Below are 19,559 nucleotides of genomic sequence, written 5' to 3' on the forward strand. Positions count from 1 at the left end.
GTCTTCCCGGCGTGGTGGACGCCGGGGCGGCGGGCTCAGACGTCCTGACCGTTGCCGCGGCCGCCGCTCTCGGCCTTCTCTATGCCCTTGGTGATGTCGTCGAGGACGGACTGCTTCTGGTCGGTGTCCACACCGAAGCGGACGACGACCATCCGCTCGGGCTGCGTGGGGGAGGGGAAGGCCAGCGACTGGACGTACCCGTCGGAGCCCTTGCTGGTGACCGCCTTCCAGCGCACCAGGTAGCCCTTCTGCCCGGCGACGGTCACCGCCTTCGACTCGAGGACCTCGTGCGAGCTGATCCTCCCGTAGGAATCGCCGCCGTACGACTCCTCGGCGTTGGCGGAGATGTCCGCCTTGGCGACCGCCTCCGCGGTGGAGCCGCGGGTGCCGAGGGCCTGTGCCGGTGCCGAGTACGCGCCGCCCTTGGTGCAGGTGCTGGAGGCGTCACCGGGGCAGTCGTAGGTGTCCTCCGACATGATCTGGGCGCCCACCTGGCCCTCCTGGCCGTACCAGCCGTCCGGGATGGGCAGGCTGATTCCGCTCAGCCCGTCGGTCACCGACCCGCTCTCGACCCGCGGCGGCTCGGAGGTGTCCGGGCCGGGGCCGTCCTCGCCCGGACCGCCCTGCGGACCTCCGTCCCGTCCGTCCGGCGCCTGCGAGGCGGTGGAGGTGCCGCTCCCGCCGTCGTCGGTCAGCGCGTACACGCCGGCCCCGATGCTCGCCAGCACCGCGACGGCCGCCGCCACGGCTATCCCGATGCGCAGCCCCCGCCCCCGGCCGGAGCCCGGGCCGGGCTGCACGACCCCGGGGTACCCGGGATGCGCCGGATACGCGGGGTACGCCGGCTGGGCCGGATGCACCGGCCCGGCGGCCGTGCCCGGCGCAGGAGGGTCCCAGGCGGGTGCCGATCCCGTGGGCCGGACCTGGTCCGTCCAGGAGGTGCCGTCCCACCAGCGCTCGGTGGCCGGTCCGTCATTCGTCTGCCCGGGGTCGGGGTACCACCCGGGAGGAGTCGCCTGCGTCATGCCCCCACCGTATGAGGCGTCGGTGAAAGAGGGATGAGAGAGGTCCGTAAGTTCGGGAGTCCGAGGTGCGGGCCGCGCGTGCGCGTCCCGTGAGCGCGTCGGCCGAGCGGCCGGACATCCCGGCCCCGGCCCCGGCCCCGGCCCCTGCCCCGACCTCCCGGCCCGACCTCCCTGCCCCGGAAGCCCGGCCCGGAGTCCCCGACTCGCCCCCCGCCGCCTGTCGAAAAGACCCGACGCCCCATCACCTCCCTTTCTCTTGACAGGTGTTGACCGCCGGAACCCTGGTGAGCGACGGGGTGCGTCGACCCCTGTACCCGGTGTCACCCGTCACGGCAAGAGCCCGTCCGGTACCGCTCCGTCGGGGCCCTCTGAGGACTACGCTCGACGCCGGTACGTCGTTCGGGCGACTTGGGGAGGTAGCGCAATGACGGAGGTGCGGCCCACGGCATCGGCCTCTCTCTGGGAGCGGGACGAGGAGATCGCCGCCATCACCGCGGTGGTCGACACCCTGTGCGCGGACCGGTCCTCGCCCGGCAGCCTGCTGGTGCTGCGGGGCGAGTCGGGGCTGGGCAAGACCGCGCTGCTCGCCGAGACCCGGCGCATCGCCGAACAGCGCGGCTGCACCGTGTGGTCGGCCCGCGGCGGCGAGACCCTGCGCACCGTCCCGTTCAACGTCGTACGCCAGCTCCTCCAGCCCGCGCTGGTGTCGATGCTGCCGGAGGAGGCCCGCGAGTACCTCGGCGACTGGTACGACATCGCCGGCCCCGCCCTCGGCATAGCCGAGCCCGGCGACCGGCACGCCGACCCGCAGGGCGTCTGCGAGGGCCTGGTCGCCGCCGTGCGCCGGCTGGCCCGCCGGGACTGGCCGCTGGTACTGACCATCGACGACGCCCACTGGGCCGACCAGGAGACCCTGAACTGGCTCTCCGCCTTCACGGAAAGCCTGACGGACCTGCCCGTTCTCGTCGTGGTCGCCCGCCGGCCCGGCGACATCTCCGGAGTGAGCACCCACCACCTGGACGCCGTCGCCGCCGCGACCGAGCACCCGGTCACCGTCCTCAGCGCACTGACCCCGTCCGCCGCGGCCGGACTCACCCGCGCCACCCTCGGCGAGAACGCGGACGCCGCGTTCTGCCGCGAGGTGTGGGCCGTCACGGGCGGCAACCCCTACGAGACCGTGGAACTCCTCGCCAAGGTCCAGGACAGCGAACTCGAACCCGTCGAGGCGAACGCCGGTGAACTGCGCGCGCTGAACCGCTCCGCCCGCGGCGGCGGGCTCGTCGCCCGGCTGGAAGAACTCGGCATAGACGCCACCCGGTTCGCCTGGGCCGCCGCCATCCTCGGCAGCGACATCACCGTCGGCCTGGTGGCCGAACTCGCCACCCTCGACCACGACGACGCCGTCCGCTGCGCCGAGCGGCTGCGCAGCGCCCGTATCCTCACCACCCCCGACCCCGGCACCGGCCGCAGCGGACCCGCCGACCTCGAGTTCGTCCACCCGCTGATCGCCACCGCCGTCTACAACTCCATCCCCGACGCGCTGCGCCGCGCCATGCACGGCATCGCCGCCCGGATCGTCACCGACTCCGGACGCGGCGCCGCGGCCGCCTCCCGCCACCTCCTCGAAGTGCACCCGGACGACGACGAGGAACTCGTCCGGCAACTGCGGGACGCCGCCGGTGAACACCTCGCCGTCGGCGCGCCGGACGCCGCCCGCCGCTGCCTGGAGCGTGCCCTGGAGGAACCTCCCCGCCCCGAGGTCCACGCGCGCGTGCTCTACGAGCTGGGCTGCGCCACCTTCCTCACCGCGCCCGCCCGGACCATCGGCCATCTGCGGACCGCGCTCGGCATGTCCGGCCTCGACGGGGACGCACGGGTGGACGCCGTGGTCCGGCTCTCCCAGGCGCTGCTGCACAACGACCAGATGGAGGAGGCCGTCCGCACCGTCGACGAGGAGGCCGCCCGGCTGGAGCCCGGCCCCGCCCGGATGCGGCTGCAGGCCGTGCAGTTCATGTGGGAGGGCATCCACGCCGGCGAGACCACCGCTCCCGGCCGTTCCGAACGCCTCGCCGCCCTCGCCGCCACCTGCACCGGCCGGGACAACTCCGAACGCGCGCTGCTCATTCTGCGCGCCTTCGACGCCATGATGCGCGGCGAGAACGCCGAAGTGGTCACCGAGAACAGCGACCGCGTCCTCGTCAACGGCCGCCTCGCGCCCGGCCTCGGCTGGACCGACGCCGAGTGGGGCGTCGAACTGCTGCTGATGCTGGCCAGCACGTACGCCTACACCGACCGCCTCGACCGTGCCGAAAGCCTCTACAACGAGGCACTGCGCTCCTACGAGACAGCCGGCTGGAGCGGCGGCCACCTGGTCCTCGCCCACGCCTACGTCGGTCTCGCGCACCGCAGGCGGGGCCGCCTCGCGGCGGCGGAGAAGTCGCTGCGCGAATCCCTGCGCCTGGCCGAACGCGTGGGCCGCGGCCTGCCCCTGTACTGGACGGCGACCTGCAACCTGGTCGACACCCTGCTCGTCCGCGGCCATGTGGACGAGGCCTGGGACGTCGCCGAACGGCACGGGTTCGCGCCGCCCTACCCGTCCACCATCGTGCTGCCCGACCCCCGCTCGGTGCGCGGCAGGCTGCTGCTCGCGGTCGGCCGTACGAAGGACGGCATCAACGAACTGGAGGCCGCCGAGAAGGCCGCGGCCTCCCGCGGCCACCACAACCCCGTCCACCTTTTCTGGGCCGCCGACCTGGCCCGCGCCCTCGCCACCGAGGACCCGGCCCGCGCCGCCCGGCTCGCCGTCGAGTACCGCAGCCGTGCCGAGCGCTTCGGCACGGACACCGCCATGGGCGAGGCCCTGCGCTGCGCCGCCGCCCTGGAGACCGGCCGGCGGGCGGTGAGGCTCGCCGCCCGGGCCGTCGCCTACCTGGAGTCCTCACCCTGCCAGTACGAACACGCGGCGGCCCGCGTCGAGTACGGCATACTCGCCCGCTCACGGGCCGACCTGGAACGGGGCCTGGCACTCGCACGCTCCTGCGGCGCGGACGGCCTGGCCGCCCGCGCCGAGGCCGAACTGACCGCGGTGACCGGCCGGCCCCGGACCGCCGGCCCGGCCACGACCCCGGGAGGAGAGCCGGACACCCGGCCCCTGTGACCCGCGGGCCCGCGGCCGGCCGCGTCCCGCTCGGCCACCAGGCGCAGCGTCACCCGTATGTCCCCGGGCACGTCCCCGGGCGGGGCGCCGACCGCTGAGGGCCCGCCCGGGACGCCCGGCCGGCCGCGGGCCCGTGCCCCGACCGGTGTCGGCCCACAGTCCCCCGGCGGCAGCGGACGTCGCCACCGACATCACCGACGGAAGAGGCTCAGCCCGCTCACCGGCCGCCCCGCCGCCCCGGCCCCTTTCCTGACCGTCGCCCGCCGGGTCGGCAGCGTGTCACGACGGCCCCTCGGACTCCTCCGCCAGGACCCGCTGGGCCGTGGTGAACGCCGAGTTGGCCGCCGGGACTCCGCAGTACACCGCCGTCTGCAGCAGGACGGCCCCGATCTCCTCCGGGGTGAGCCCGTTGCGCCGTGCCGCGCGGACGTGCATGGCCAGTTCGTCGTAGTGGCCGTGCGCGACCAGGGCGGTGAGCGTGATCATGCTGCGTTCGCGGCGGCTGAGCGTCGGGTCGGTCCACACCTCGCCCCAGGCGTAGCGCGAGATGAAGTCCTGGAACCGCGCCGTGAACGGCGTCTGCCGCGCCTGGGCCCGGTCCACGTGAGCGTCCCCGAGAACCTCGCGCCGTACCCGCATCCCGCTCGCCGCGTCCCCGCCGAAGTGGGCCCGCAGCGCCGTCAGCACCGCCTCCGGGCGCTCCGCCGGCGCCAGGTGCGAGGCACCCGGGATCTCGACGAGCCCCGCCCCCGGCACCGCGTCGGCGATCTCGCGCAGATGCGCCGGGGGCGTCGCCGGATCCTCCCGGCCGGCCACCAGCAGCGTCGGCGCCGCGATCCGTGCGAGGCGGTCCCGCAGATCGAACGCGGCCAGCGCGTCGCAGCAGGCGGCATACGCCCCGGGATCGGCGTCCCGGTGGTCACGGACCAGCTCCGGCACCGTGAAACCGGGCGTGAACCAGCGGGAGTCCGCGCTCTGCGCAAGCCCCGCGAGGCCTTCGCTCCGCACCAGCGCCGCCCGCTCCTCCCACGCCTTCGCACCGTTGAAGTGCGCCGAGGAACAGATCACGGCCAGCGACGACACCCGCTGCGGACACCGCACGGCCAGCTCCAGCCCCACCGCGCCGCCCAGCGACACCCCCGCGTAGGCGAACCGCTCGATGCCGAGGGCGTCGGCGAGCGCGATCACCAGATCCGCCAGATCACCGACGGTCGCGCCGGGGCCGATCAGCCCGGCCGCCGAACCGCCGTGCCCCGGCAGGTCCCAGCGGACCACCCGGTGCGTGGCCGACAGCTCGGGCGCCACCTTGTCCCACAGGGCGTACGACGTGCCCAGCGAAGGGCCGAGCAGCAGCGGGGGAGCGGAACCGGAGCCTTCGGCACGGTGGTTGAGGAGAGTGTCGGTCACGAGCGCTCCAGTGCACGGTCGGTGAGGAGTCCGGCGGAGCCGGTGTAACGGGCGGGGTCGGTCGCGGCGGTGAGGTCGAAGCGCTTCCACTCCGGGCGCTCGGCCAACTCCGGCTCCTTCGCGAGCAGTTCATCGAGCATGTCACCGAGCAGTGCTCCGAGGTCGCGGCCCTCCGCGTACGCGCGCCGCGCCAGGCCGGTGAGCAGTTCCTTCGCCCGGCCGCGCCCGAGGAGGGGTGCCAGTTCGGCGGACAGCCGCTCGGAGACGATCAACCCATGTGTCAGACCGAGGTGTTCGCGCATCACGTCCGCGTGCACCCGCAGGCCGCCGGTGAGTTCGGCGGCGTCCCGGGCCGCGCCGCCGGCCAGGCGCAGCAGCTCCCGCAGCGGTTCCCACTCGGCGTGCCAGGCCCCGGCCGGCCGCTCGTCCTCGGCCGTCAGCGAGCCGTACAGCGTGGCCGCGAGCTGCGGCGCCTGCCGTGCCGCCGCCGCGATCAGCGTCGAACGCACCGGGTTGGCCTTGTGCGGCATGGCCGAGGACCCGCCGCCGCTGCCCTCGGCGACCTCCGCGATCTCGGTGCGGGAGTACGTGAGCACGTCCGCCGCGAGCTTGCCCAGGGCGCCGGCGGTGAAGGCGAGGGCGCCGGCGAGATCGGCGACCGGTGTGCGCAGCGTGTGCCAGGGGAGCGCGGGCGGGCACAGTGCGAGCTCACGGGCGTAGAGCGCGGGAAGCCCGGTCGGGTCCGTCGCCCCGTACGCCGTGAACGCGGCCAGCGTCCCGGCGGCACCGCCGAGCTGGGCGGGGAGCGAGACGCGTACGGCCGTCACCCGGTCGCGGGCGTCGAGCACGAGGGAGCGCCACCCGGCGGCCTTCAGCCCGAACGTCGTCGGCACCGCGTGCTGGGTCAGTGTGCGCCCCGGCAGCACCGTGTCGCGGTGCTCGGCGGCGAGGCCGGACAGCGCCCGCTGAGCGCGCTCGAGGTCGTCGAGGAGCGGGCCGAGGACGCGGTGGGCCATCAGCATCAGAGCGGTGTCCATGATGTCCTGGCTGGTCGCCCCCCGGTGCACATAGGGGCCGTAGGGCTCGCCCACCGCCCGGGTCAGATCCGCGACCAGCGGGATCACCGGGTTCCCGCCGCCCCGCGCCCGCTCGGCGAGGGACGCGAGGTCGAAGCACCCGGGGTCGGCGGCCGCCTCGGTGACCGCCGCCGCCGCCTCGGCGGGGGCGAGCCCGGCCGCCGCCTGCGCCCGGGTCAGCGCGGCCTCGGCGTCGAGCAGCGCCCGCAGGACGGCGCCGTCCCCGGCCTCGGCGGCGGCCGGGGAACCGGCCCACCCGGGGGCGAGCAGACCGGTGCCGGCGTCGGCCGGTGTCACTGGAACTCCAGGAAGACCGTTTCGCCCTCGCCTTGGAGGCGGACGTCGAAACGGTACGTCCCCCGCCCCTCGTCCACCGCGACCAGCGTGTCGCGGCGGTCCGCGCCGAGCCGGGACAGCAGCGGGTCCGCCGCGAGCGCGGCCTCGTCGTCCGGCAGGTGGATCCGGGTGAACAGATGCGTCAGCAGGCCCCGCGCGAACACGCACAGACTGAGGTACGGCGCGCTTCGCCCCCGGGCCCCGGGCCGCAGCGTGCGCACGTACCAGTGGCCGTCGGCGTCGGTCTGGATCCGGCCGAAGCCGGTGAACTCCACTCCGTTGCGGCCCAGGAAGTCGCCGCTCGCCGGGTCCCGCCGCATCGAACCGTCGGCGGTCGCCAGGTTGCCCTCCGGGTCCGGCCCCCACACCTCCAGCAGCGCGTCCGGCAGCGGGTCGCCCTCGCCGTCGTACACGTAACCGTGCACGGTGACGGTGTCCGGGTGGCCGGCCGGCGCTATGTCCTCACCGCCGCGGAACGGCAGCGCATAGCCGTAGAAGGGGCCGACGGTGTGCGAGGGGGTGGGCAGCACGTTCTCCGGATTGCCCGTGTCGATCTTCGTCATGACGGTCAGCGTCCTTCTTCCGTCCAGGTGGCCCGCGGGCCGTCGAGCACGATGTCCCAGTGGTAGCCGAGGGAGAACTCCGGCACCGACAGACCGTGGTCGTAGGTCGCCACCAGCCGCTGACGGGCGGCGTCGTCGGTCACCGACTGCAGGATCGGGTCGTACGGGAACAGCGGATCGCCCGGGAAGTACATCTGCGTCACCAGCCGCTGGGTGAAGGCGCTGCCGAAGACGGAGAAGTGGATGTGCGCCGGACGCCACGCGTTGACGTGGTTGCGCCACGGATACGGTCCCGGCTGGATGGTCGTGAAGCGGTAGAAGCCCTCGGCGTCGGTGAGGGTGCGGCCGGCGCCCGTGAAGTTCGGGTCCAGCGGTGCGTCGTGCTGCTCGCGCTGATGGGCGTACCGCCCGGCCGAGTTGGCCTGCCAGACCTCCACCAGCTGGCCGCGCACGGGACGGCCGTCGCGGTCCAGCAGCCGTCCGGAGACGGTTATTCGCTCGCCGACGGGCTCGCCGGGGTGCTGCCGGGTGAGGTCGTTGTCGGTCTCGGTGACGTCCCGTTCCCCCCAGGCGGGGGAGGACAGCTCCACCAGCTCGGGGTCCTTGGTCACGTCGACGGCGATCGCCGGCTGCCGGGGGTGGCGCAGCACCGACGAACGGTACGGCGGGTAACCGCGGCGTGGATGATGCTCGACCGGGGCTCCGCTCGCCACCCGCTTCTCGTACGCGGCGTGCTCGGCCGCGATCTCCTGGTCGATGTCGTGCTGGGTGAGAACGTTCGTCACAGAGGCCACCACCTTGTCCATCCGAGGTACCCCGTCCTTTCCGGCCCAGTCGGCCGGACGCGCGTAGTCGGTCCGCGTCGCCGGTCCCGAATTGGTCAGGGCACTGAGTATTTTCACAACAATCCCTTCACGCTGTCATCGCCGGACGGGAGCGTCAATACCCCGGCACATCCTGCGTCGATGTCGTCGCGGACCGCAGACAGGGTCGTTCTCGCGCGGGTATTGTTCAGTGCACCAACGAATCGCGCCAACGAATCGCAGCAACGAACTGCGGCAGTGGATCGACGGCATCGGCAGTGAGGGGCGTACATGGCCGCGGTGGACCTCACCACCCATCCCGGGCACCTGGCCCGACGGCTCCAGCAGGCGCACCACCTGCTGTGGACCACGATGGTCTCCGAGGAGATCACCTCCCCGCAGTTCGCGGTCCTCAACGCGCTCGTCGCCGAGCCGGGGCTGGACCAGCGCACCGTGGGGGAGCGGGTCGGGCTGGACCGGTCCACCATCGCCGAGGTGATCGGCCGGCTCATCCGGCGGGAACTGCTCGACAAGGTCCGCGATCCGCAGGACGGCCGTCGCTTCCTGCTCCGGCTCACGGACGACGGCCTGCGCACCCACCGCAAGCTGGCGGTGCGCACCGCCCGGATGAACCAGGTCTTCCTGGGCCCGCTGGACGCCGGCGAGCAGGCCGCCTTCTTCGCTTTGATCCGGCGGGTGGCGGACGCGGCCGAGGGGCTGCGCAGCCCCGGCGGGCCGGCCGCCCCGCAGTGATCAGGCGGCCTCCGCGTAGACCACCCACACCTGCCCCTGTGCGAAGTTCACCCCGGTGCCGTCGTCCGTCGTGAACGCGGTGCCCTCCGAGGCGTCCGGGCGGCTCCAGCGGACGTCGTGGGCGCGTCCGTCGCGCAGCACGGTGGCCCTCCCGGAGCCCACCGTCTCGGTGTACGGCGTGTTGTTGCCGCGGGAGTCGTGGTAGTCGGACGGGCGGACGGTCACGTACTGCACGACGACGGTCGCGGGCGCCACCGGCTCGCCCCGTGCGGTGACCGCGGGGGTGCCGTCCATGGAGACGAGCCAGCGGTCGCGGGCGTCGGACCAGGTGAAGGTGAAGCGGGCCGCCGGATAGCGCACCGTGCGCGTGCTCGTGGGCTCGCCGCCCGGGGGCGGTGGGCCGTGGCGGAAGCCGGTGGTCAGCGAGGCCCAGCCGGGCGGGTCGTCCATGAGCCGCCGGGGCTGGAGGAAGAGGTTGTGCGGGGCGGACCGCGTGGTGCCCCGGACGTAGACGTCCGCCTCCGTGCCGGACGTCCCGGGCGTCAGGGGCTCCAGCGGTGCCCGGTCGATCAGCGGCAGCAGTCTGCCCTGCGCCCCGGAGAACGCCAGGACCGGCCGGTCGAACTGGCGCAGCAGCTCCAGGTCGGCCTCCCGGACGCTGCGCACCGGCCCGACGGACTCGGGCAGCCGGGTGGCGTAGACCGCCATCAGCCGGCTCAGTCCGCCCTCGACCTGCTCGACGTACACCACGTCCGCCGACTCCAGACCCGTCTGGGGACGGGCCGCGGGGGCGTTGTCGATCTTCACCGCGAGGACCGGCGGGTGGTCGTCCCCGCGGGTCCCGTCCGTCCCGGCCGGGCGTGAGGTGCGCGGCGCCCCGCGTCCGTCGTCCCCCGGGCCGTTCGATGCCGTGCAGCCCGCCGTCAGGCCGGCCGCCAACAGCGTCGCCAGCAGTGCTCCCGCCGTCGTGCCGCGTCGTGCGCGTGCTCTTCGTCCCGTGCCCACCGTCGCCACTCTGCCTGCCCCACATCATCGGTTGTCTTGATTGTGCGCTTTTCTGATTGTCAGCGGCCATAGTCGATCGATGGTGTTCCCGCGCGGGGACTTCCGCCGATCGGCCCAGTGGGGAGCGGTTCGGCGAGGGCGCTCCGGGTACCCGGAGCGCCCTCCGTACGGAACAAGCCGACAGGACACACCGCGGCAGACCGTACGGACGGCGCACCGGCCACTACGACGCAGGGAGCAGGCGGAGATGAGGGCAGTGACCTGGCAGGGAAAGCGGGACGTTCGCGTGGAGGAGGTGCCCGACCCGCGGATCGAGGAACCGACGGACGCCGTCATCCGCGTCACGTCCACCGGACTGTGCGGCTCCGACCTGCACCTCTACGAGGTGCTCACACCGTTCATGACCCCGGGCGACATCCTCGGCCACGAGGCCATGGGCATCGTCGAGGAGGTCGGCGCCGGAGTGCCGGACCTCCAGGCCGGCGACCGTGTCGTCGTGCCCTTCCAGATCGCCTGCGGCAACTGCTGGATGTGCCTCACGGGTCTGCCCACCCAGTGCGAGACCACCCAGGTCAGCGCCGAGGGCATGGGCGCGGCCCTGTTCGGCTACACCCGCCTCTACGGTGCGGTGCCGGGCGGCCAGGCCGAGTACCTGCGGGTCCCGCAGGCCCAGTACGGCCCGATCAAGGTCCCCGAGGGGCCGTCCGACGACCGGTTCGTCTACCTCTCCGACGTCCTGCCCACCGCCTGGCAGGCGGTGGCCTACGCCGACGTCCCCCGGGGCGGCAGCATCGCCGTGCTCGGCCTCGGTCCCATCGGCGACATGGCCTGCCGGATCGCCCGGCTCCAGGGCGCCGGCCGGGTCTTCGGCGTGGACCTGGTCCCGGAACGGCTGCGCCGGGCGAAGGAACGGGGCGTGGAGACCTTCGACCTGCGCTCCTTCGACGACGAGAAGGAGCTGGTCACCGCGATCCGTGACCGCACCGACGGCCGTGGCCCCGACGCCGTGATCGACGCCGTCGGCACCGAGGCGCACGGCAGCGCGGTGGCCCGCCTGGTGCAGAACACCGCGGCGCTGCTGCCCCGGAAACTCAGCGGTCCCCTGGCCGAACGCTTCAGCGTCGACCGGCTCGCCGCCCTGTACACCGCGATCGACCTGGTGCGCCGGGGCGGCACCGTCTCGGTGTCCGGCGTCTACGGCGGCGCGGCGGACCCCATGCCCCTGCTCACCATGTTCGACAAGCAGATACAGATGCGCATGGGGCAGGCGAACGTACGCCGCTGGAGCGACGAGATCATCCCCCACCTCACGGACGACGACCCCCTCGGCGTCGATGACTTCGCCACCCACCGCCTGCCGCTGTCGGACGCGCCCCACGCCTACGACATGTTCCAGCGCAAGCGGGACGGCGCGGTCAAGGTCCTCATGCAGCCGTGAGCCGGCCGGCGGCCCCGGGGGACCCGGCCGGGTACGGCCGCGCCGGGCCGGGAAGCCCGAAACCGCGGCTTCCCGACCCGGCGTGCCGATTCACCTCCGAGGGGAAATCAGCCCTGTGTCACGGCAGTTCGTGTCACAGCGGGGGTTTCACGGCAGCTCCTTGATCCGGACGTCCCGGTACGAGACCACGTCCGTCGTGCCGTGCACCTGGAGGCCGATGTAACCGGAGGCGAACCGCCGCCCGTCCGTGCCCGGGTCGTCCGAGCGCGGCGGGGTGAAGTCCTGACCGCCGGTGTTGTCGAACTCGTTGATCAGCACACCGTTGCGGAAGACCGAGTAGTGCTGGCCCTCCACCCGGATCTCGTAGTCGTTCCAGGTGCCCTTCTGGGTCACACCCGCACCGGCGAGACCCACCCGGTCGAAGCCGTAGACCGAACCGGTCTTGTACATGTCGCCGGTGGGCGAGTCGAACACCTGGACCTCGTGCCCGTACTTGATGGCGACCCACTCCGGCCGGGTCTCCTCCGGGTGGTCGTGGACCTGCGGGAACCGCACGAACACACCGGAGTTGGCGTTCCCGGTTCCCGGGGCGTCGTCACGCCACTGCAGCTTCAGCGAGAAGTCGCCGTACTTGCGCTCGGGGAACCACAGCATGCCGAGCCCGGACTTCGTGGTGCCGGACGTGATCGATCCGTCCGGGTTCAGTGCGAACGAACCACCGCCCACCTGCTGCCACTTGGCGAACGCCGCCGCGCTGCCGTCGAGGATCTTGCGGTAGCCGTCGGTCTGGCCCGGCTCGCCGATCCCGGACTGGCGGGCCGCCTGGTTGACGGCCCGGTACTCGCGCTGGTCGACGACGCCTTCCTTCCGGAGCTTGTCCAGCACGCTCTTCACGTGCTTCAGGAAGAGGGCGCTGGACGTCCACTCCTTCTCGTCCTCGATCAACTCGCCGATCCGGCACCGGTTGTTGGTGACCCGGTTGGGTACACCCGAGTCGACCTCGCCGACGATCACCGTCAGCCGCTCGTCGTACTCCGGGCAAGGGGGCGCGGGGACCTGGCCGGTCACGACGGTGAAGCTCACCGTGAGCGGCGCGGAGGTGTTGCCCGCCTTGTCGCTCGCCCGGTACGCCACGGTGTGCCTGCCCGCACGGTCGACGACCACGGGCTGCGTGTACGCCAGGTAGGGCCCGCCGTCGAGCGAGTACTCGATGCCGGCGACGCCGGAACCGTGCGCGTCGGTGGCGCTGACGGTCACCTTCGCGCTGCCGACGTACGCGCCGTCGGAGTTCTTCGAACCCTCGACGCTCACGCCGGTCACCGGCGGGGTGGTGTCCTGCGGGGGTGCGGCGACGACGGTGAACCCGACGCTCTTGACCGCCGAGACGTTGCCCGCCTTGTCGGTGGCGCGGTAGCGCACGGTGTGCGTGCCGACCTGATGCACCATCACCGGTCCGCCGTACGCCTGCCAGGCGCCGGAACCGACCGCGTACTCGATGGTGTTGACACCGGATCCCGTGTCGGAGGCGCTGACGGTGACGGTCGCCATGTCGATGTAGGCGCCGTCAGGGTTCTTCTCGCCGGCCACCGTCGCCGAGGTCTCCGGGGCGGTGGTGTCGTCCGACTGCGGGGCGACGACGGCGAACCCGACGCTCTTGACCGCCGAGACGTTGCCCGCCTTGTCCAGGGCGCGGTAGCGCACGGTGTGCGTGCCGACCTGGTCGACGACCACCGGTGCGGTGTACGGCTGCCAGGCCTCGTCGGCGCCGATCGCGTACTCGATTCGGTCGACGCCCGAGCCCTCGTCGGTGGCCTCGACCACGACGCTCGCCGAACCGACGTACGCGCCCTCGGTGTTCTGCGTGCCGGTCACCTCGGCCGTCGCCTCGGGCGCCGTGGTGTCCTCCCCGCTGCCCTCGGTCACCACCAGGATGCCCTGCATCGCCCCGTGGCCGGGGATCGTGCAGTGGTAGAAGTAACGGCCCGGCGTGAGCGTGACCTCGGCGGTGTGCCGGCCGCCCTGGGCGTCGGCGGGGTTGGCGAGGATGTTCAGCTGGACGTCGTTGTTGAACTCCGGGTCCGACGTGGCGAACGTCAGCGTGTGCGGCATACCGGTGGTGTTGCCGGTGGCCGTGCTGTTCTCGAAGACGATCGTCGCCGGTCCGGCGACCGCGGTCGCCGGCGCGGAGAGGTACTTGTCGATGTCGTTGCCCGCGGTCCAGGTGAGCACCTGGTCCGCCGCGGCCCCGGCCTTCCCCGCCTGCCCGGTCTCCGGCTCACCGGCGGCGGAGACGGTCTGCAGGCCGAACATCACGAGGAGGGCGGCCAGCAGGGCGGCCCAGACTCTTCGCTGTCGGTGCATCACTGGTTTCACTCGGCCTTCCTCGCCAGTTGGCCGGCGGCCGGGGTCGGGCCGCCTCCCGTGTAGGTGACCCGCCACAGCGCGGACTTGGAGTCCGAGGTGAAGAAGCCGCGGCCGTAGTCGAGGACGTACAGCGCGCCGTCCGGACCGAACTTCCAGTCCATCAGGTTCTTGATGCCGTCGTTGCCGACCGGCACGATCTTCTTCAGCGACTCCGAGTGCACCGGCAGTCCGCCGTCGCCCTGCGTCTTCGGGTTCATGAGTACCGCGTTGCGCGGCTGGTCGGCGTCGTAGAAGTCGCCGACGAACCACTTGCCGTCCCAGTAGGCCGGCCACTTGACGGCACTGCCGCTCGCCTCGTCGAAGCGGTAGACGGGCCCGTTCATCGCGGCCTGGCCGCCGCCCTTGAGCCAGGGAAGCCCGTAGGTGGCCTCGTCCTGCTTGTAGGAGGGGACGCCGTCGGCGTTCCGGGGGAAGTCCGGGCCGCCGCCCTGCGGCGAGTACCAGATGTTGTTGCCGGTCACCGGCGGCAGGTTGACCAGGCCGTCGTTGTTCGGCGACTCGTTCTTCGGGTTGTCGCAGTCGTACCAGCCCAGCGGCTGCGACGGGTCGGGCAGGTTGCGGTCCCGGTAGGGCTGCTTGTTGCCCATGCAGTACGGCCAGCCGCGGTTGGACGCCTTCGTGATCACGGCGAAGGTGTCGTACTTGGCCGGGCCCCAGGTCGTCGACGGCTGACCGGCGTCCGGGCCGACCCAGCCGGCGTAGAGCACGTCGGTCCGCGGGTCGACGGAGATGCGCGCCGGGTTGCGCACCCCCATCACGTAGATCTCGCCGCGCGTCTTGCCGCCGCCCTCGGCGCTCTCCTCACCGGTGAACAGGTTGCCCTCGGGGAGGGTGTACGTGCCGTCCGGCTCCGGGTGGATGCGCAGGATCTTGCCGTTGAGGTTGTTGGTGTTGCCGGCCGTGCGGCGCGCGTCCGCGAAGGAGACGCCCTTGTAGTTCGGTTCGGGGTTGTTTCCCGAGTAACCGCCGCTGAAGCCGCTGGAGTTGTTGTCACCGGTGGCGATGTACAGGTTGCCCTTGGAGTCCCAGGCCAGCCCGCCGCCCGAGTGGCAGCAACTGTGGATCTGCACCGGCCAGTCGAGCAGGACCTTCTCACTGGCCAGGTCCAGCCTGCCGGTGGACTCGTCGAACGTGAAGCGCGAGACCCGCCGGTCGGCCATGCGCTTGTCGCGGTCGATCTCCGAGTGGGGCGTGTAGTGCAGGTACACCCACCCGTTCCGCTCGAACCCCGGGTCCAGCTCGATGCCGAGCAGGCCCTCCTCGACCTTGACCAGTTCGTCGCCGCCGCCCTTGTTGCCGAAGACGGTCAGCGCCCCGGCGAGGGCGGTCTGTCCGGTCTTCGGGTCGTAGACGTGGATCTCGCCCGTGCCCTTGCCGATGTCCGGGTTGTTCCAGTCGGTGACCACGGGCTGCGAGGAGTCGGCGCCGCCGCGGCCGATGTAGAAGACGCGGCCGTCGGGGGCGGTGACCAGTCCGTGCGGCTCGCCGATCTGGTCGTTCTTCCCCGGCTGGTTGGGCCGGGTCAGCCGCTCCGCCTTGTAGTTGCCGTTGATGGTGGCCTTGCAGTCGGCCTGCACCAGCCGGCTGGTCCACAGCAGCGCGCCGCGCAGGTGGTCGCGGAAGTCGGTCTCGTCGTACGACGACACCGTGCCGCCCATCCCGGTGTAGAAGGACCGTCCGCCGTCGTAGTCGCGGCACCAGCTCACGGGGTGGTCCGCGCCGTTGGCGCTCGCTCCCGGCTGGTAGGTCGACTCGCGGACCCTGGCGACGGTGTGCACCTCGCCGGACGGGTTCCGCTCCCAGTTCAGCCACTTGTCCGGCCGCTTCCACTCCTGCGGCAGGTTCTTGGCCGCCGGGTGCTGCCGGTCGCCGACCTCGACGGTCGCCCGCTGGACGTTCGCCGGGCCGGACGAGGCCGGGCGGGCTCCGATGAGACCGGTGAACCAGTCCGAGTACGGCTCCGCGCGGGCCGCGTCATGAATGCCGACGAACCCGCCGCCGGCCTCCATGTACGCCTCCAGGCCCGCCTCCTGCGCCGGGTCGAGGACGTCCCCGCCGCCGGTGAGGAAGACGACCGCGTTGAAGCGGCTCAGCCTGGTGTCGTTGGTGAACACGGAGGCGTTGTCCGTCGCCGTGACCTGGAACCGCTGGTTCTCCGGACCGGACAGCCCGATCCTCTCGATCGCCTCGATCCCGGCGTTCACCAGCGGCGACTCGTCGCCCGCCGCGGCGGAACCGTGGAAGAGCAGCACCCGTACGTTCGCACCGCCCGGGGGCGACTTGATCGACATCGTTGTCAGCTCCGGGTCCGGGGCCGGGCGCGCGCTGGCGGCGGGACCCGACAGCAGTCCGGCGGCGACGACCCCGGCGGCAACGGTCGCCGCCCAGGCCCTTCGCCTCGGCCCCGTTCTGTTCGTTCTCGTGCTTTTCGCGCTCAACCCGTGCAAGCGCATGGGTCCTTGATGCGATGTGAACCGCACGTGGCCACCCACCCCTCCTCGGTCGCAGCAACAGCGTCAAGGAAGCTAGACCTCTTTGCGTCACACGCCAATACCTATGGCCGCAATGAAACGAACTTTGTCCTGAGTGTGGATAAACGGGAGAGTGGCCGCTACGGTTTCCCAGGTTCATGACAGCAGATTCACAGCCGGCGTGCGCACGCCTTCCGATGCTCGGCACCATCGAGTCCCGTACCAGTAAGGGGAGTTCGGCATGGACAGACGCGGCTTCAACCGGCGGGTGCTGCTGGGCGGCGCGGTCGCGGCGACATCGTTGTCCCTGGGATCCTCCGAGGCGGTGAGCGCACCGACCCCGGCGAGGACGGCACCCGCGGGCGGCGAGGTGAGGCGCATCAAGCTGTACGCCGAGCGCCTCGACGGCGGGAAGATGGGCTACGGCCTGGAGAAGGGCAAGGCGTCCGTCCCCGGCCCGCTGATCGAACTCAACGAGGGCGACACGCTGCACGTGGAGTTCGAGAACACCATGGACGTACCGGTGAGCCTGCACGTCCACGGCCTGGACTACGAGATCTCCAGCGACGGCACCAAGATGAACCGCAGCGACGTCGCGCCCGGCGGCACCCGCACCTACACCTGGCGCACCCACAAGCCCGGACGGCGCCCGGACGGCACCTGGCGCTCCGGCAGCGCCGGCTACTGGCACTACCACGACCACGTCGTCGGCACGGAACACGGCACCGGCGGCATCCGCAACGGCCTGTACGGCGCGGTGATCGTGCGGCGCAAGGGAGACGTCCTGCCGGACCGCACGCACACGATCGTCTTCAACGACATGACGATCAACAACAGGCCCGCCCACACCGGCCCCGACCTCGAGGCCACCGTCGGCGACCGCGTCGAGATCGTCATGATCACGCACGGCGAGTACTACCACACCTTCCACATGCACGGTCACCGCTGGGCCGACAACCGCACCGGCATGCTCACCGGACCCGACGACCCCAGTCAGGTCATCGACAACAAGATCGTCGGGCCCGCGGACTCCTTCGGCTTCCAGATCATCGCGGGGGAGGGGGTGGGAGCGGGCGCCTGGATGTACCACTGCCACGTCCAGAGCCACTCCGACATGGGGATGACCGGGCTGTTCCTGGTGAAGAAACCGGACGGCACGATCCCCGGCTACGACCCGCACGCACACGGACACGGCCGGAAGTCCGCCCCGAAGGAGACCGAGGGCGGGAAGCACGAGCACTGACGGGGCGCGGGCCGCGGGGCGAGGGGCACGAGGGGCACGGGCGTACAGCGGGGCACCCTCCGGCGAGAGCGCTCTCACCGCCGGGGGACACCGGGGCTATCCTGATCCGCAGCCGCAGGTGAGGAGCCCCCGACGTGACCGAGACAGTGCCGCGCCCCACCCTGGAGGCGGTGGCCGCGCGGGCCGGGGTCTCGCGGGCCACCGTCTCCCGCGTGGTCAACGGGGCCGACGGCGTCACCGAACCCCTGGCCGAGCGGGTCCGGCTGGCGGTGGAGGAGCTCGGCTACGTGCCCAACCAGGCCGCCCGCAGCCTGGTGACGAACCGGCACGACGCCATCGCCGTCGTCGTCGCCGAACCCGAGAGCCGCGTCTTCGCCGACCCCTTCTTCGCCCGCCAGCTGCGCGGCATCAGCAGGGAACTGACGGCGCACGACAACCAGCTCGTCCTGCTGCTCACCGAGGGCCGCCACGACCACGCCCGCGTCGCCCGCTACCTGGCCGGCGGGCATGTCGACGGCGCGCTGGTCTTCTCCCTGCACCTCGACGACCCGCTGCCCGAGCTGATCCAGCGTGCGGGGGTCCCGGTCGTGTTCGGCGGCCGGCCCGACTGGTCCGGCGGCAGGAACGGCGTCGTCTACGTCGACAGCGACAACCGCGGCGGCGCCCGCGACGCCGTACGGCACCTGCTCGGCCTCGGCCGCGACCGCGTCGCGCACATCACCGGCGCCCTGGACCAGACCTCGGCCGTGGACCGGCTGGACGGCTACCGGGACGCCATGGCCGACGCCGATCCGCGGCTCGTCGCGGAGGGCGACTTCACCCTGGCCGGCGGCGAGCGGGCGATGCGGGAGCTGCTGGAGAACTGCCCCGGCCTGGACGCCGTGTTCGCCGCCAACGACCTCACGGCGGTGGGCGCGCTGCGGGTGCTGCGCGAACACGGGCGGCGGGTGCCGGACGACGTGGCGGTGGTCGGCTTCGACGACATGCTGCCGTTCGCCGAACAGACCGACCCCCCGCTGACCACCGTCCGCCAGGACATCGAGGAGATGGGCCGGCTGATGGCCCGGCTCCTGCTGCGCGGCCTCGACCGCACCGCCGCAGCGCGCGAGACCGTGGGCGGTGCCCCCTCCAGCGTGATCTTCCCGACGACCCTGGTGCGCCGCGCCTCCGCGTGAGGCCCGCGGCCGGCCCCTGCCCGGCGGCGTCCGCGTCTTCGCACGAGAACACTCCGCGCGCCGCCGTGCGTTTCGGCGCCGGTGCGGGCATCGTTCGAGCGGTCGGAGCGGGGACGGGTGCCGATGCGGGGGCGGGTAGGGGGCGAGGGCGGGCACGGGGCGGGCGTGGGCTCGGATCCGAGGGCCGGGGCGCCGCGTTGATCCGTCGTTGATCGAACGTTTTTCACCGCCCGGCACGCTGTCGGGCATGCACATCGACACCATCGCGTCGCCCGACCTCGCGTGGCAGGAGGAGGCCCTGTGCGCGCAGACGGGGGGAGACTTCTTCTTCCCCGAGCCCGGCAGCTCGGTCCGGGACGCCAAGCGGATCTGCGGTCTGTGCCCCATCCGGGCCACCTGCCTCGACTACGCCATGACCAACGACATGCGCTTCGGCGTCTGGGGCGGGCTCTCCGAGAAGGAGCGGCTGGATCTGCGCCGTACGTCCCGGCGCTGACGGACGGGGACAGAGGTGGCAGAGGCGCCGAGGGGGAACCCCGGCCGGGGGGAACGACAGCGGCGGGGGGCCCCCCCCCCCGGGGGGGCCCCCCCCGGGGGGGGGGGGGGGGGGGGGAGACCCGCCCCCCCCCCGCCCCCCCGGCCGCGGGGGCCCGGCGCGGGGGCGGGGGCCAAAAGGGCCGCGC

At 72.7% G+C, this 19,559-nt stretch carries 14 protein-coding genes; 6 read left to right on the forward strand and 8 right to left on the reverse strand.

Annotated elements, in window-relative coordinates; genetic code table 11:
- Window positions 1–35: 35 nt before the first annotated feature.
- On the reverse strand, window positions 36–1,025 hold the full coding sequence (locus tag ACIF80_RS28480; protein ID WP_399809912.1) for a DUF2510 domain-containing protein: 990 nt from the start codon (window positions 1,023–1,025) through the stop codon (window positions 36–38).
- 424 nt (window positions 1,026–1,449) lie between these two features.
- Between ACIF80_RS28480 and ACIF80_RS28485 the strand changes: the two genes are divergently transcribed.
- Complete coding sequence (locus ACIF80_RS28485; protein ID WP_399809914.1) at window positions 1,450–4,182, forward strand: ATP-binding protein; 2,733 nt, start codon at window positions 1,450–1,452, stop codon at window positions 4,180–4,182.
- A 279-nt stretch (window positions 4,183–4,461) separates the two neighbouring features.
- On the opposite strand, the gene pcaD is transcribed toward ACIF80_RS28485, so the two are convergent.
- The 4 genes from pcaD to pcaH are packed head-to-tail and all read right to left on the reverse strand — an operon-like array spanning window position 4,462 to window position 8,349.
- A complete protein-coding gene (gene pcaD / locus ACIF80_RS28490; protein WP_399809915.1) occupies window positions 4,462–5,589 on the reverse strand; it encodes a 3-oxoadipate enol-lactonase in 1,128 nt (375 codons plus the stop codon).
- The gene (gene pcaB, locus ACIF80_RS28495) at window positions 5,586–6,962 is read right to left on the reverse strand and encodes a 3-carboxy-cis,cis-muconate cycloisomerase (protein ID WP_399809917.1); all 1,377 of its coding nucleotides are present in this window, start codon (window positions 6,960–6,962) and stop codon (window positions 5,586–5,588) included. The genes pcaD and pcaB overlap by 4 nt, the downstream gene beginning before the upstream one ends.
- A complete protein-coding gene (gene pcaG, locus ACIF80_RS28500; RefSeq protein ID WP_399809919.1) occupies window positions 6,959–7,564 on the reverse strand; it encodes a protocatechuate 3,4-dioxygenase subunit alpha in 606 nt (201 codons plus the stop codon). The genes pcaB and pcaG overlap by 4 nt, the downstream gene beginning before the upstream one ends.
- Window positions 7,565–7,569: 5 nt before the next feature.
- Complete coding sequence (pcaH, locus tag ACIF80_RS28505) at window positions 7,570–8,349, reverse strand: protocatechuate 3,4-dioxygenase subunit beta (protein WP_399809920.1); 780 nt, start codon at window positions 8,347–8,349, stop codon at window positions 7,570–7,572.
- Between the two features lie 309 nt (window positions 8,350–8,658).
- Between pcaH and ACIF80_RS28510 the strand changes: the two genes are divergently transcribed.
- A complete protein-coding gene (locus tag ACIF80_RS28510) occupies window positions 8,659–9,120 on the forward strand; it encodes a MarR family winged helix-turn-helix transcriptional regulator (RefSeq protein WP_399809922.1) in 462 nt (153 codons plus the stop codon).
- On the opposite strand, the gene ACIF80_RS28515 is transcribed toward ACIF80_RS28510, so the two are convergent.
- On the reverse strand, window positions 9,121–10,134 hold the full coding sequence (locus ACIF80_RS28515) for a DUF3048 domain-containing protein (RefSeq protein ID WP_399809923.1): 1,014 nt from the start codon (window positions 10,132–10,134) through the stop codon (window positions 9,121–9,123).
- 238 nt (window positions 10,135–10,372) lie between these two features.
- On the opposite strand from ACIF80_RS28515, the gene ACIF80_RS28520 reads away from it, so the two are divergent.
- A complete protein-coding gene (locus tag ACIF80_RS28520) occupies window positions 10,373–11,563 on the forward strand; it encodes a zinc-dependent alcohol dehydrogenase (RefSeq protein ID WP_399809925.1) in 1,191 nt (396 codons plus the stop codon).
- Window positions 11,564–11,710: 147 nt separating this feature from the next.
- Here the strand turns inward: ACIF80_RS28520 and ACIF80_RS28525 are convergent, their stop codons facing one another.
- Complete coding sequence (locus ACIF80_RS28525) at window positions 11,711–13,924, reverse strand: OmpL47-type beta-barrel domain-containing protein (protein WP_399809927.1); 2,214 nt, start codon at window positions 13,922–13,924, stop codon at window positions 11,711–11,713.
- An 8-nt stretch (window positions 13,925–13,932) separates the two neighbouring features.
- Window positions 13,933–16,440: a ThuA domain-containing protein gene (locus tag ACIF80_RS28530; protein WP_399809929.1), complete on the reverse strand. Its 2,508-nt coding sequence runs from the start codon at window positions 16,438–16,440 to the stop codon at window positions 13,933–13,935.
- A gap of 259 nt (window positions 16,441–16,699) precedes the next feature.
- Here ACIF80_RS28530 and ACIF80_RS28535 point away from each other — a divergent pair, with 259 nt between their 5' ends.
- The 3 genes from ACIF80_RS28535 to ACIF80_RS28545 all read left to right on the forward strand — a co-directional run bounded on the left by ACIF80_RS28535 (window position 16,700) and on the right by ACIF80_RS28545 (window position 19,372).
- Window positions 16,700–17,701, forward strand: a complete 1,002-nt coding sequence (locus ACIF80_RS28535) for a multicopper oxidase domain-containing protein (protein WP_399809931.1) — start codon at window positions 16,700–16,702, stop codon at window positions 17,699–17,701.
- Between the two features lie 134 nt (window positions 17,702–17,835).
- Complete coding sequence (locus ACIF80_RS28540) at window positions 17,836–18,876, forward strand: LacI family DNA-binding transcriptional regulator (RefSeq protein ID WP_399809933.1); 1,041 nt, start codon at window positions 17,836–17,838, stop codon at window positions 18,874–18,876.
- A 247-nt stretch (window positions 18,877–19,123) separates the two neighbouring features.
- Entirely contained in the window at window positions 19,124–19,372 is a 249-nt protein-coding gene (locus ACIF80_RS28545) for a WhiB family transcriptional regulator (RefSeq protein WP_399809935.1), read from the forward strand.
- Window positions 19,373–19,559: the final 187 nt, after the last annotated feature.

The organism is Streptomyces sp. NPDC085927 (assembly GCF_044540975.1).
Classification (GTDB): Bacteria; Actinomycetota; Actinomycetes; order Streptomycetales; family Streptomycetaceae; genus Streptomyces; species Streptomyces hirsutus.

Excerpts from the sequence above, each read along its gene's own strand:
- ACIF80_RS28535 (WP_399809931.1), top strand. The coding sequence starts at position 16,700 with ATGGACAGACGCGGCTTCAACCGGCGGGTGCTGCTGGGCGGCGCGGTC.
- ACIF80_RS28480 (WP_399809912.1), bottom strand. The coding sequence starts at position 1,025 with ATGACGCAGGCGACTCCTCCCGGGTGGTACCCCGACCCCGGGCAGACG.
- ACIF80_RS28485 (WP_399809914.1), top strand. The coding sequence starts at position 1,450 with ATGACGGAGGTGCGGCCCACGGCATCGGCCTCTCTCTGGGAGCGGGAC.
- ACIF80_RS28525 (WP_399809927.1), bottom strand. The coding sequence starts at position 13,924 with ATGCACCGACAGCGAAGAGTCTGGGCCGCCCTGCTGGCCGCCCTCCTC.
- ACIF80_RS28545 (WP_399809935.1), top strand. The coding sequence starts at position 19,124 with ATGCACATCGACACCATCGCGTCGCCCGACCTCGCGTGGCAGGAGGAG.
- pcaG (WP_399809919.1), bottom strand. The coding sequence starts at position 7,564 with ATGACGAAGATCGACACGGGCAATCCGGAGAACGTGCTGCCCACCCCC.
- ACIF80_RS28510 (WP_399809922.1), top strand. The coding sequence starts at position 8,659 with ATGGCCGCGGTGGACCTCACCACCCATCCCGGGCACCTGGCCCGACGG.
- ACIF80_RS28520 (WP_399809925.1), top strand. The coding sequence starts at position 10,373 with ATGAGGGCAGTGACCTGGCAGGGAAAGCGGGACGTTCGCGTGGAGGAG.
- ACIF80_RS28530 (WP_399809929.1), bottom strand. The coding sequence starts at position 16,440 with ATGCGCTTGCACGGGTTGAGCGCGAAAAGCACGAGAACGAACAGAACG.